Annotated in this window: 12 protein-coding genes and 1 tRNA gene; 8 read left to right on the top strand and 5 right to left on the bottom strand. The window is 62.9% G+C overall.

The features are described 5' to 3' along the window. The first annotated feature begins 150 nt into the window (after positions 1–150). From ACK4TE_RS04080 to hisC, 3 genes are all read left to right on the top strand, one after another. Positions 151–1,125 (top strand): LysR family transcriptional regulator, encoded by a 975-nt coding sequence (locus ACK4TE_RS04080; protein WP_409910206.1) that lies wholly within the window; start codon positions 151–153, stop codon positions 1,123–1,125. A gap of 87 nt (positions 1,126–1,212) precedes the next feature. Continuing rightward, positions 1,213–2,241 carry a LacI family DNA-binding transcriptional regulator gene (locus tag ACK4TE_RS04075; protein ID WP_409910205.1) on the top strand — a complete coding sequence of 343 codons (1,029 nt, stop codon included), beginning with the start codon at positions 1,213–1,215 and terminating at the stop codon, positions 2,239–2,241. Positions 2,242–2,295: 54 nt separating this feature from the next. Further along, complete coding sequence (hisC, locus tag ACK4TE_RS04070) at positions 2,296–3,390, top strand: histidinol-phosphate transaminase (RefSeq protein ID WP_409910204.1); 1,095 nt, start codon at positions 2,296–2,298, stop codon at positions 3,388–3,390. Here the strand turns inward: hisC and panC are convergent. Beyond that, positions 3,374–4,246: a pantoate--beta-alanine ligase gene (panC, locus tag ACK4TE_RS04065; protein WP_409910203.1), complete on the bottom strand. Its 873-nt coding sequence runs from the start codon at positions 4,244–4,246 to the stop codon at positions 3,374–3,376. The genes hisC and panC overlap by 17 nt on opposite strands. A 76-nt stretch (positions 4,247–4,322) precedes the next feature. Here panC and ACK4TE_RS04060 point away from each other — a divergent pair, with 76 nt between their 5' ends. The 4 genes from ACK4TE_RS04060 to tgt all read left to right on the top strand — a co-directional run bounded on the left by ACK4TE_RS04060 (position 4,323) and on the right by tgt (position 8,161). Continuing rightward, positions 4,323–4,790: a hypothetical protein gene (locus tag ACK4TE_RS04060; RefSeq protein ID WP_409910202.1), complete on the top strand. Its 468-nt coding sequence runs from the start codon at positions 4,323–4,325 to the stop codon at positions 4,788–4,790. Between the two features lie 66 nt (positions 4,791–4,856). After that, positions 4,857–5,729 (top strand): division plane positioning ATPase MipZ, encoded by an 873-nt coding sequence (locus tag ACK4TE_RS04055; protein ID WP_409910201.1) that lies wholly within the window; start codon positions 4,857–4,859, stop codon positions 5,727–5,729. 109 nt (positions 5,730–5,838) lie between these two features. Continuing rightward, on the top strand, positions 5,839–6,978 hold the full coding sequence (locus tag ACK4TE_RS04050) for a serine hydrolase domain-containing protein (RefSeq protein WP_409910200.1): 1,140 nt from the start codon (positions 5,839–5,841) through the stop codon (positions 6,976–6,978). A 46-nt stretch (positions 6,979–7,024) separates the two neighbouring features. Beyond that, positions 7,025–8,161, top strand: coding sequence for a tRNA guanosine(34) transglycosylase Tgt (gene tgt / locus ACK4TE_RS04045; RefSeq protein ID WP_409910199.1), 1,137 nt, complete (start codon positions 7,025–7,027; stop codon positions 8,159–8,161). Here tgt and ACK4TE_RS04040 read toward each other — a convergent pair. Then, on the bottom strand, positions 8,158–8,808 hold the full coding sequence (locus ACK4TE_RS04040) for a hypothetical protein (protein WP_409910198.1): 651 nt from the start codon (positions 8,806–8,808) through the stop codon (positions 8,158–8,160). The genes tgt and ACK4TE_RS04040 overlap by 4 nt on opposite strands. A 109-nt stretch (positions 8,809–8,917) precedes the next feature. Here ACK4TE_RS04040 and ACK4TE_RS04035 point away from each other — a divergent pair. Continuing rightward, positions 8,918–8,993, top strand: a tRNA-Lys gene (locus tag ACK4TE_RS04035). A gap of 603 nt (positions 8,994–9,596) precedes the next feature. Here ACK4TE_RS04035 and ACK4TE_RS04030 read toward each other — a convergent pair. The 3 genes from ACK4TE_RS04030 to ACK4TE_RS04020 form a co-directional block, all read right to left on the bottom strand. After that, positions 9,597–10,577, bottom strand: a complete 981-nt coding sequence (locus ACK4TE_RS04030) for a recombinase family protein (protein ID WP_409910197.1) — start codon at positions 10,575–10,577, stop codon at positions 9,597–9,599. A 375-nt stretch (positions 10,578–10,952) separates the two neighbouring features. After that, the gene (locus tag ACK4TE_RS04025) at positions 10,953–11,627 is read right to left on the bottom strand and encodes a hypothetical protein (protein WP_409910196.1); all 675 of its coding nucleotides are present in this window, start codon (positions 11,625–11,627) and stop codon (positions 10,953–10,955) included. A gap of 61 nt (positions 11,628–11,688) precedes the next feature. Next, a complete protein-coding gene (locus ACK4TE_RS04020; RefSeq protein WP_409910195.1) occupies positions 11,689–12,489 on the bottom strand; it encodes a TetR/AcrR family transcriptional regulator in 801 nt (266 codons plus the stop codon). Positions 12,490–12,661 lie beyond the last annotated feature (172 nt).

Below are 12,661 nucleotides of genomic sequence, written 5' to 3'. Positions count from 1 at the left end.
CTTCTGTCGCTAGAATTACAGAACCTCAACTTTGGGATGATGTCGCAGCGTCATCTACATTTTTGAGTTGACGCCGGGCATGGCAAGTCTCACACCGGGCGCAGCGATTGACGTTGCGTCCGGCGAAGGCGCGCCATCGGGTGATTTTCAATGTCTACGGACCGTCTGGATTGGGACACACTGCGCGTTTTTCGCGTTGTGGCCGAACTGTCGAGCATGAGCGCTGCGGCAGCGCGGCTGGGAGAGTCCCCGCCGACCATCAGCCGGAAGATAGACGAGCTTGAACGCAGCATCGGCACGCAGGTCTTCCTGCGTTCGACACGCGGGGTTGAGCTGACTGATGCCGGCAAGCTCGTGCTTCGTCATGCACTGGCAATGGCAGAAGCGGCCGACACGCTGCACCGCGAGACCGCCAGGGGCGGTGAACTCGTGCAGGGTGCCATCACGATCGGGACCGGCGACGGGCTGGGGCCATACTGGATTGCCCCGAAGCTGACGGAGTTCCACCGCGAGTACCCGCGTGTCCAGATCAAGGTCAGGGTCAGCGACGAACCGCCTGACCTTCATGCCGGTGAGGCGGACATCGCGATTGTTTTCCAGGAACCCCGTGACCGCGAGATCATCGCGCACCGGCTGGGTGTGCAGCATTATGTCGGGTTCGCCTCGAAGGACTACCTGCGCGACCATGGCAGGCCCGAAAGCATCTTCGACTATCACAAGCACCGCTGCATCCTGCACACGTCCTATGTGAACCAGGTCGACCGCTGGGCGCCGAAGATGAGCGAACTGCGCAAGATGGTCGACTTTGCCCTGATCACCAATTCCGGCACCGTCATCGCCGAGTCCTGCGCGAGGGGCGGCGGCATTGCCGTCCTGCCCTCCTACATGGCGCAGATCGACCCGCGGCTCGAGCCGCTGGACCTGCCGGAGCTGGCGCCGGTCCGCTTCTGGATCACCTATACCGAGCGCGTGCGCCGCCTGACGCATGGGAAGCTGGTGATTGATTGGCTGATGAAGATTTTCGACTCCCACGACGCGGTCTGGTTCTCTGACGACTTCATCCATCCGCGCGACTATCTGGCCAAGGTGCGCCAGCTGTTCCCCGAGAAACGCCGCGAGAATTAACCCTGCGCCTGCGAACGGGGCTTGCCGCCTTGCGGCGACACCATAAGGTTGTGTCAACGATGTCCGCGGCAAAAGGCTGTAGGAAACATGCAGGGGCCAACCATCGATACGCACGACCGCAGACCCGCAACCATCGTTGATGTGGCGCGCGAGGCCGGCGTGTCCTTCAAGACGGTCAGCCGCGTTCTGAACGGCGAGCCCAATGTGCGCGAGCCAACCCGTGCACGCGTGATGGAAGCTGTCCGGGCGCTCGGCTACCGGGCCAACCCCTACGCCCGCAATCTGCGCGCCACCCAGAGCCGGCTGATCGCGGTCTATTATTCAAACCCCTCGCGCAACTATACGAGCGAGATCGAGCTTGGCGTGCTGCAGCGATGCAATGCCGAAGGCTTCAATGCCATCTTCGAAAAGATGACTGGCGGGATCGACTCGCTTGTCTCCCTGCGCGGAGAGCCGGACCTTGCCGGCGTGATCCTGGTGCCGCCGCTGACCGAGGACCTGGCGCTGATCCGGCGGCTGATCGAGGCCGGCATCGCCTTCGTGCGCCTTGCGCCCTCCGAAGCGGTGGGCGAGGCCGGGCATGTCAGCATGGATGACGAACTCGCCGCGCAGGAAATCACCGACTACCTGATCGGCCTCGGCCATCGCCGCATCGGGTTCATCGCCGGACCCGGCGACCACCCGCAGGCGCGGCTGCGCGAGGCAGGGTTCCAGACGTCGCTCGCCCGGCACGGCCTGAAGCCGGAGCCCGGCCTTGTGGCTGTCGGCGATTTCCATTTCGAATCTGGCCTGCGTGCGGCCGAGGAGATCCTCTCTGCCAGCGACCCGCCGACAGCCATTTTCGCCAGCAATGACGACATGGCCGCAAGCGTGCTGGCGGTCGCTTATCGCAAGGGCCTGCGCATTCCTCAGGACCTGTCCGTGGCCGGCTTTGACGATACGCCGCTGGCCTCTGTGGTCTCGCCCTCGCTGACGACCGTCTACCAGCCGATCCGCGAGATGGCGGCGCAAGCCGCCGGCCGGCTGTTCGGTAAGGCCGATCCGGGCGCGGAGACAGCCATCGTCCTGCCGCACCGGATGGTCGTGCGGGAATCGACCGCGCCCCCAAAAGGCTGAGGACACGCGGGAAGGCATTTTCGCCGCCTACGCTTTGGTGTAATCGCCCGCCTCATGAACACGATCCGCCCCCTCGACCATATCGCGCGCACGAAACCCTATGTTCCGGGCGGCAAGCTGCATGGCGCGGCGGGGCCAGTGGCGATGCTCGCCTCGAACGAGAATCCCTTCGGCGCGAGCCCGCTGGCAATAGAGGCGGTGCGCAAGGCGGCGGGGGCAGGGCTCGAAGTTTATCCGGACCCGGACTATGGCGAGCTGCGCGCAGCCATCGCGGCGGCGAAGGGGATCCGGGATGTCAGCCGCGTCGTCACGTCCGCAGGGTCGGATGAGATCATCCACCTGCTCACCCAATGCTATGCCGGGCCGGGCGACGAGGTGTTGTTCACCGAGCACGCCTTCTCCATGTACGAAGTGTCCGCGCGCGGACACGGCGCAACCGTCGTCAAGGCGCCGGAGACGGACATGACGGCGGGTGTGAATGCCATCCTCGGCGCGGTCTCGCCGAAGACGAAAATTCTGTTTTTAGCGAACCCGAACAACCCGACCGGCACGATGCTTTCTGTAGAGGCGTTGCAGGCGCTTCAGGATGCGCTACCAGATCATGTCCTGTTCGTGGTCGATGGTGCGTACTCGGAATATCTCGGGCCAGAGTACGAAGCTGCCCTGCGCGACCTGGTGGATCGCAGGGATACGACCGTGATGATGCGCACCTTCTCCAAGATCTATGGCCTCGCAGCGCTGCGCCTCGGCTGGGCCTACATGCCGGCGGCGATTGCGCAGACCTACCAACGCATCCGCGGGCCGTTCAATGTGAACACGCTTGCCGCAGCTGCCGGCATTGCCAGCGTCGGCGATGAAGCTTTCCTGAAACTGTCGCGCGATCACAATACCGAATGGCGCGCGAAGATGACGGAGGCGCTGAACGCGATGGGCCTGCCGACGCCGCCTTCGCATGCTAACTTCATTGTCAGCGAATTCGGCAGTGCCGAGCGGGCGGCGGCGGCCTTCCAGCATCTGAAGAATCACGCGATCCTCGTGCGGGCGATTGCGGGCTACGGTCTTCCGACGAAGCTGCGCATTACGGTCGGCAGCGCAGCGGACAACACGCGCTGCCTCGATGCGCTGAAGGACTTCACAGCGTCACGCTGACATTGTCGATCAGCCGGGTCCGGCCGAGCCAGGCGGCGCCAAGCAGGCGTGCGGCCGTACCGGCGGGCAGCGGCGAATCGGCGGGCAGGGCCTGCAGCGTTCCGGGATCGACCAGTGCGATGTAATCCACAGACTTGAAGCCCGCCGTGAGCACAAAGGCGCGCGCTTCGTCCAGCACCTCAGAGGGAATCGCTCCGCGTGACAGGCGCACAGAGGCGCGGTGCAGCGCCGCGAACAGCGCGCCGGCGGTGCGGCGTTCTTCCGCAGAAAGGTAGAGGTTGCGCGAAGACTGCGCGAGGCCATCGCCGTCGCGCTTTGTGTCGCCGCCAATGATTTCAACGGGAAAGCCGAGATCGCGCACCATGCGGCGGATGATCTGCAGCTGCTGGTAATCTTTCTCGCCGAACACCGCGACGTCCGGCTGCGCATGCAGGAACAGGCGCGCGACAACGGTGGCGACCCCATAGAAGAAGTGCGGCCGGTAGATTCCGTCGAGCAGGTCCGACATGCCGTTCACCCGAACGTCCGTGACCGAACCATCGGGATACATTTCTGCAACAGTCGGCAAATAAACGGCGTCGCATGCGGCAGCCTTCAGCAGGGCAAGGTCTTCATCCTCGCGGCGCGGATAGGTGTCGAAGTCTTCGCCCGGTGCGAACTGCGCCGGATTAACGAATATGGACACGACGACACGGCTGGCGAATTCCTTCGCCTTTTCAACGAGCGAGATGTGACCCGCATGAAGCGCGCCCATCGTGGGCACGAATCCGACAGTCTCGCCCGCGGCTTTCCAGGCGCGCACCTGTTGCTGCAAGGCCACACGCGAGCGCACGATAGCCACACTCTTTTCTGTCACGAATTTCACTTTGATCCGGCCCCGCATCAGGATGAAGTAAACGGGTTGTTAACCCATAGACCGGAATTTCCTAGTCATGACACACCGCATCGTTAACACCGTTCGTTCGCTGGCTCTCTACGGGGCTGTTACGCTGGGCCTCCGGAAAGCACAGGTTGATGTGCGCGAGCCGGAAGCCATCCGAAGCAGCGCGCTTCCGGAAGACGCATCCGACAGCTGGATGTTCGAGCGCGGCGAATCGGCGGTCTCGGCGAGTGCCTACATGCTGGAGCGCGAGTATGGCCGGGTATCCGGCGCGCTCGCCAGCCTGCGCGCCGTGCTGACCAGCCTTGCCCGGATGCCTCTGGAAGCCGATGCGGACTATACGCCGGTGGCGACGCCTGCCGGAATGGTGCTGGATCCGATGCTGTTCGAGGAAGCTGCTGCGCCCGTTCCGCTGCTGACAAATGTCGTGGCTTTCGACGAGGACGACCTCTTCATCGAATGCGGGCTAACACTTCAGAAACCCTCCGCGCCTATTGAATCACTTCCACGCGTTGCGTGATTTGCTGGTTTGACCCGGGCCTGAGGCCGGGTTTTTAGTGGAGTCCAAAGAATGCCCGCCGATGGGATGTCTGATTTGAGCCGCGGCGGCGTGGCGGACATCCCGGCCCAGCAGGCGGACGCCCGCATCATTGTCATCGGAAACGAAAAGGGCGGGGCCGGCAAATCGACGGTCTCGATCCATCTGAGCGTCGGTCTGCTTTCCATCGGCAAGAAAGTCGGCGTCATCGATCTGGACGTGCGCCAGCGCTCGCTGACCCGCTATCTCGAGAACCGCGCGCGCTGGATGCAAAATACCGGCGCCAAGCTCACCATGCCGGAGATTGTCCGCGTCGAGGCGAGCCAGGAACGAGATCTCGACAAGGCTGAAGCGGAGGAGAGCGAACGCTTCCTGTCCGCACTGGCCCGCATGAAACGCGAGTGCGACTTCATTATCATCGATGCCCCCGGCGGCGACACGTTCCTGTCGCGCCTCGCACACATGTATGCCGATACGCTGATCACGCCGCTGAATGACAGCTTCGTGGACTTCGACCTGCTCGGCGATGTGAACCCCCAGACGCTGGAAGTGCTGCGCCCGAGTTTCTACTCGGAGATGGTCTGGGGTTGCCGCAAGAAGAAGGCGCAGACGTCGCGCCGCCCGATCGACTGGGTGGTGATGCGCAACCGCATGTCGCCGCTGGCGGCCCGCAACAAGGAACGCGTCGGCGGTGCGCTCGAGAACCTGTCCAAACGCATCGGTTTCCGCCTTGCGCCCGGCCTTTCGGAGCGTGTGATCTACCGCGAACTCTTCCCGGCCGGCCTGACGCTGCTGGACCTGACAGAGCAGGCGTCCAATGTCGCCTTCACGATGAGCCACAAGGCCGCCCGGCAGGAATTGCGCGATCTCCTCATCGTGCTGCAGCTGCCCGAACTCGCCGGCGTCGAGATCGCTTTCTGACGTTAGGTAAAGACGTCCGCGCTCTTGCCAGCAATCCGCCCGCAAATTAGGCCAAAGCCCGCGAGAGCGCGTTCCCATTGAGAGAACGGGCCCGCCGGGAGGAATTGTAATGAGCCAGGTCCGCAGCCAGGGACATGTCGATCCGCGCTTTGAAGCGGTGCGCGCAGCTTTCGAGTCGAACTTCGCAAACGGCGAAGAGAACGGCGCCTGCTTCTGCATGAAGCTGGAAGGCAAGCCGGTCGTCGATATCTGGGCTGGCCATGCCGACGAAGCGCAGACGCGCCCGTGGGAGAAGGACACGATCGTCAACGTCTACTCGACGACCAAGACGATGACCGCGCTCACCGCGCTCTTGCTGGCCGACAAGGGTGAACTCGATTTTGCGGCGCCGGTCGCGAAATACTGGCCGGAGTTTGCGGCCAACGGGAAGGCGGACGTCACCGTCGCCCAGTTGATGAGCCATTCCGCCGGCCTCTCCGGCTGGAAAGAGCCGCTGGTGCGCGAAGACCTCTATGACTGGGAGAAGGCCACGAGCCTGCTGGCCGCGCAGGCGCCTTACTGGAAACCCGGCACGGCGCCCGGCTATCACGCCATGACGCAGGGCTACCTGGTCGGGGAAGTCATCCGTCGTATCGCCAGCGAGACCGTCGGCACGGTGTTCCGCAAAGAGATCGCTGGCCCCATTGGTGCAGACTTCCATATCGGCCTTCCGTCTACGGAGGATCACCGGGTCGCGGACCTGACCCCGCCGCCTGCAAGCGGTACGCTGGGCAATGGCTCAGCAGACGAACTTGTCACCAACATGTCCTCCAACCCTCCCATAAATCCGCTCGACACCCGCACCCGCGCCTGGCGCGGCGCGGAGATTCCGGCCGCAGGCGGCACAGGCAATGCGCGGTCTGTGGCGGCGGTGCAGTCGCTGATGGCGAATGGCGGCTGGGCGAACGGCAAGCAGATCCTGTCAGAAGCCGGATGCCGCAAGGCGCTGGAACTGCAGATCGAAGGCACCGACAAGATCCTCGGCATCCCCGTTCGCTATGGTCTGGGCTACGGCCTTGCGGGCGGTTCGGTGCCGTTCCCCAATCCGAACACCATCTTCTGGGGCGGCTATGGCGGCTCGCTGGTCGTCGTCGATATGGACGCAAAGGCCACCTACGCTTACGCCATGAACAAGATGGCCGCGACCACAACAGGCGACATGCGCGCCTTTACCATCCTGATGGCTGCCTGGGGCGCGATGGCGGCCTGAGACCGGTGCTTGGCTTCGGAAGGTCGAGCGCCTATAGCCCCGGCGCATGGCTACTTTTCCTTTTGAAATCCGCGCGCGCGAGGGCAAGGCCCGCACCGGCTGGCTGAAAACGCCGCGCGGGGATATCCGCACGCCCGCCTTCATGCCGGTCGGCACGGCTGGCACGGTGAAGGCGCTGTACATGGATCAGGTGAGGGCCGCAGGCGCCGACATCATCCTTGGCAACACCTATCACCTGATGCTGCGCCCCGGCGCGGAGCGGCTGAAGAAGCTCGGCGGCCTGCACGCCTTTGCGAAATGGTCCGGCCCGGTGCTGACCGACAGCGGCGGCTTCCAGGTCTGGTCACTAGCACAGCTACGCAAGATGGACGCCGACGGCGTGACCTTCCAGAGCCACATCGATGGCTCCACACACCGGCTGACGCCCGCCCGTTCGATCGAAATTCAGGCCGACCTCCTCGGCGCCGACATTTCCATGCAGCTGGACGAGTGCACGAACTTTCCCTGCACGCCCGAAGAGGCCGAGCGCAGCCTCGAACTCTCCCTGCGTTGGGGCGAGCGCAGTCTTGAGGCTTTCGGAGCGCGCGAGCACCAGACCCTGTTCGGAATCATTCAGGGATCGAACTATCCGGCGCTGCGCGAGCGCTCTGCGAAGGGCGTTGTCGCGCAGGGCTTCGGCGGCATCGCGCTCGGCGGCCTGGCGGTCGGCGAAGGCCACCAGCAGATGTGCGAGACCATCGATTTCACCGTGCCGAACCTGCCGGACCATCTGCCCCGCTATGTCATGGGTGTCGGCAAGCCGATAGATCTCGTCGAGAGCGTTGCGCGCGGCATCGACATGTTCGACTGCGTCCTGCCGACGCGCTCCGGCCGGCATGGTCAGGCCTGGACCTGGGACGGGCCGATCAACCTCACCAATGCGCGCTTCGCGGAAGATACCTCGCCCATCGACGAAGCGGTCAATTGCCCGGCAAGCCGCGAATATTCGCGCGCCTACCTGCACCACCTGTTCAAGGCCGGAGAATATCTCGCCCCGATGGTGCTTTCCTGGCACAACACGGCCTTCTTCCAGGCGCTGATGCAGGAGATCCGCACGGCGATTGCCGAGGGCCGGTTCGAAGCACTGCGGGCAGAGCTTTCGGAGCGCTGGGCATCAACGCGCTCTGCGGCGAAGCAGGCCTAGTCCGTCGCCGCTTCTTCCGGCTCAACGTCATCCGGCGAGTCTTGCTTGTAGATAATCGTTTCGTCGTCGTGCGCATGCAGCGTTACGAAATCCGGGCGCGCAGGTGCCGGGCAGCCTTTGGCAAGGCCATAGCCTTTCAGGTAGGTCCGCCGCTGGGCGCCGATCTTGAAGGCGCGGTTGTATTTCTTCTCATGGCTTTCAGCGCCGGTTGCCTTGCGGATGAGACCCCGGAATGGAATCCAGCCGGTCACACCGGACTCCACCGCGCCAAGCGCAGCATTGGCCGCTTCATCCGCAAGCACTTCCGTCCGCAGCCGCTCATCGGGCTGGGGCGCGTCCCAATCCGGTCCGAGCACACCGTCCAGCTCCGCGATCATCAGGTCGATGGCGCCGCAGCTGAGATCAGCTGGCACATCGTAAGGGTTGGCCATGGCAGCCAGCAGGGGCGGAATTTCGCGGCGGCGAAGGTTCAGGTCTTCGAGGGGGGAGAGGGCCGCGTCGCCGAGGCCCTGCCGGGTCTGGGCGGTCGCGCTGCCAGCCGCCTGGCCGACATTCTGTCCGAGAGAGTCTTCACCAGAGCCCCGGCTGGCGCACCCGGCAAGGGCCAGGAGCGCGGCGAGAGAGAGGAAAATTGCTTTCATGGTCAAAGGGAACGCCAAAAAAGTGGCATCATCAAGCCACGCCATGCAGGCAGGTGTTGACCGGCCCCTTCGCGCAGCCTAAATGGCCGCTTCGGTCGATTCCGGCCCCCGGTCCGTGCCCATAGCTCAGTCGGTAGAGCAACTGACTTTTAATCAGTAGGTCGCAGGTTCGAATCCTGCTGGGCACACCATTTTTGTGCAGAGCCGGGCACCAGTTCCCCTCTCGATGCAAACAGGGCGGCGCTGCGGGCAATTGCGGCTTTCGGGCCGCTGATCCGGATTTCGCGCTCTGACACTTCGATGCGGCTGACGAGGGCCTGCACATAGGCGCGGGCGAACCCGCGATTCGTAGGATTCCGGAGCGCGGCTGAAACAGCCTTCCCGAACCCGGCGACTGCTTCATCTGAGAGGGCTTCAACCGGCGAAGTCCTCTCGGCATCCAGGAACGCGATCTGCCGGGTGAGTGTTTCGACCTTTTCCTGCAGGCCCTTGATGTGCGCGGAGAGGGTGGCCTCCATCGCGAGCGCGCCTGTGCCGATCTGCCGGTAGAGTTCCGTCACCTGTGCCCTGGCTTTCTGCTTTTCCCCTTCCAGAGCCTTTCGCCTTGAGTTCAGCGCTCCCGCACGGTCGCTGGCCCGGCTGACAAGCGTTTCGGTCAGTTTCTTGAGCCGCCTGGGTTCGAGGATTTTGTCTTCGATGGCGTCCAGAACGATGCCGTCCAGCTCTGCCATCGGGATCGCACTGCCTTTGCAGGCCGAAGCACCCGAGTCGGCTTTGCGCGAACAACGGTAATACTAATACCGGCCTGACTTGCCTGTCAGCTTGCGCATCGGCGCGCCGCAGTCCGCACAGACGGCAACGGAAGTCAGCAGCACATCGCTGGTGACAATGCGAGGAGGCGTTTTCAGCGGGTGCTGCCGGTCGAGCTTGGACTGCGCTTCATAGAAGAGGGCATCATCGATGATCCGGGGTATCTCAAAGGGCACCCATTCCGATTTCGGGCGCTCGGTCTTGCGCCGGGAGTTCGTGCGGTTGAACCAATGCTCGCCGATATAAGCCGTGTTACGCAGAATCTTGTCGATAAATTGGACCCGGAACGGCTGAGTGCGCCGGTTGCGGTATCCAGCAGAGTTTAGGTGAGAGACGATCCGCTTGACCCCCATCGGGCCGGATTGGCCATCGCCCTGCACATAGAGCCGGAATACCAGCCGGACGATTTCGGCCTCCGCCGGATCGGTCTCGATCTTTTTCTTGATCCGGGCGCCGCGTGTTTCGGCGGCATAAGTGCGATAGCCGAACGGGGCTGAGGCCCCATTCCAGTAGCCTTGCTTTGCATTCTCGATCATCGAGCGGGCGACATGCTTGGCGGTTTCGTTGGATTGGTATTCATCCAGGGCGCCCACCACCGTGCGCAGCACGTCTGCGGTTTCGCCTTCTCCAAGGTCCTGCGTGATCGAAACCAGCGAAACACCGGCTTCCGCCAGCTTGCCCTGATAGATCAGGAGATCGCGGGTATTGCGGAACAGGCGCGATTGGCTGTGAACAAGGATCACGTCGAACGGGCGGTGTGGGCTGAGCGCCAGGTTGATCATCCGCTGGAACTCGGCCCGCTTGTCGGAGCGGGCCGAGACGCCGCGATCCACAAATTGCTCCGCAAGTTCGAAGCCCTTCGCCTTCGCGAACCCCTCACACTGGTTCACCTGATCGGGAAGGGAGAGTTCGCCTGCTGCCTGCTTGCCGGTCGAGACCCGCGCATAGATCGCCGCACGCTTCATGGTGATCACCCGCTATTGCTTTTGTCCCGCAGGGTGCCTTCTGCCCCCGCCAGTGAGGCGATGATACCGGAGAGCCAGACTTCAACAAGCTGCAACTCGGCTTCGGTGATGGGCAGGTCCGGCCCAAGCAATGAGACAACGCGGCGCGACCCGGCATTGTCATTCGCCGGGCGCCGTTTCGCCTGTCTCTGATCTCCTAGCTTGCGCACCGGATTGCTGCCTCCCGTGCAGGGGCGACATGCCCCGGCTTGCCGGGCCAAGAGCAGCACAGCCGGACGGGCGGCGCATTTGAATGCGCTGGCAGGAATGGCCTGTCCGCAGCGAGGGGCATTTCTGTGAGCATAAGGCAGACAAGCCCGGTAAGCTGCGAGATTACTATTTTACCGGCGGTACAAAGTTCTGTTCCCGGATAATTGTCCGCATTGCTGTAATCAGCCGTGTTTGCGGAACATCCGGCGCAACTAAGCCCGCAACCGCAATGACAAACTCTGCAGCCTGCGTAAGGACGCTTCCTTTGTGATAATCCAGCCGGAATGGCCGCTGCAGGACATCTTTCCAGAGATAAGCAATGTTCCGCACAAGGCATTCCAGCGCGTAATCGGGTCTGCGCCCCATACCCGGAGCATTGCGCTGTTCAACATTAGCAGCCGTTGCGGCTGACAACTGCAGCAAGCGTTCCAGCAATTGCAGGATGTGTTCGCCCGCTGCTCCGTTCGCAGCCGGAAGCTGGCTTAACCCGCTAACCTGAGTGTCCGGCATCGCTGTTCGCAGTGTGAGGAAAATCTCTGAGCCGAAGTCTGCATACTCAGGCGAAGCCAGCATCTGCTGGAGGGCTTCGATCTGCTCCCGCAACACACCGTACCTGAGCCGTTCCGCTTTCTGATCCTCTGCCGAGTCAAACAGCCTCACATCACGCTTGTAGCGCCGGGCGATGTAATCGAGTTCCTGGCGCAGATCGGGCCGGAACGCATCAAACCCGAAGCGGTCGCCAAGGTCCCGCAGGAAGGCGTCCGGGAATTTCCCAGACTCAGTTTTGTTCGTGTCCGGCACGGCAAGCCACCTTTCGCACTTCTCCCCTTCCGGCATGCGAACCTTGTGCCGGACCCCGGGCTCAGACTTTCCGGATGCGGCGGGCAGGGGAAGCGGGCAGGGATTTTTGCTGCGCAGGCTTGGGGGCGGGCATTTTTGAAGGGCGTTCTCTTGCCGATTCCGGAGGTTTTTTGAGCGCAGAAACCGGCAGCGTTTTTTGGTGCGCCGTTTTTGAAGGCTTTGGACGCCCGAAACTGCGGCCGGATTTGAACGCGCCGGAGGCCGCATTCTGCAACAGGAAACCCAGTGCGTTTTGCAGCGCGTTCGACTTCAGCGAAACTGCGCCATCCTCAGAGAGCGCTGCATCTGTCAGCGCTCCGAGGATGATGTGCAATGCGGCCTCGATTTGGGCCTCATGCCGAGTGCGGCCATCCGCAAGCCAGTCTGTGACATGATCCGCAATGGCCGTTTTGTACAGATCGAACGGAACGCGGCAGTGAGGCTCGGCAAATCCCAGCTTCACCGCCGCGCGCAGGGCTCCGGCAAATTCCGGATCGGCGAACTGTTCAGCCAGACGCGAAACCGCGAGTTGCGCCTTGGCCGGAACACCCGTCACGCTGATCCCACCATGTGCCAGCGTGTCAGCAAATGACCGCGCCGCGAAATCAAAGCTGTGACCGATCACGAAAGACAGGAAGGCCGTCTTGTCCGGGAAGCGCACATAGAACGCGCCGACAGAGCATCGCCCCTGCTTGGCGATCTGCGCGACCGAGAAGGCTTCATGGTCCCGCGCCGCCAGCAGGGCTCGCCCAGCATTGTAGAGGGCCAGCGTCTTCGACTCGTGGATGCCGGTCGAGATACGGGGGCGGCCAGGGCGGGGCAAATGATCCTGCTTTGAGGGAAAAAATATAATATGAATTCTGAATATATTGTGTGTGACCTGAGACCCTCGGGTCCCTCATTCATTTCGAGAGTCTGGCCCTTTCATAGTCCATGGTTTGAGGTGTGGCGAGCGCGTCGGGAGCGAGGCTCCCCACATGCACGAGCGACAGGCG

It is taken from the genome of Hyphomonas sp. (genome assembly GCF_046313975.1).
Classification (GTDB): domain Bacteria; phylum Pseudomonadota; class Alphaproteobacteria; order Caulobacterales; family Hyphomonadaceae; genus Hyphomonas.
This window is presented reverse-complemented; position numbering and strand designations above follow the sequence as displayed.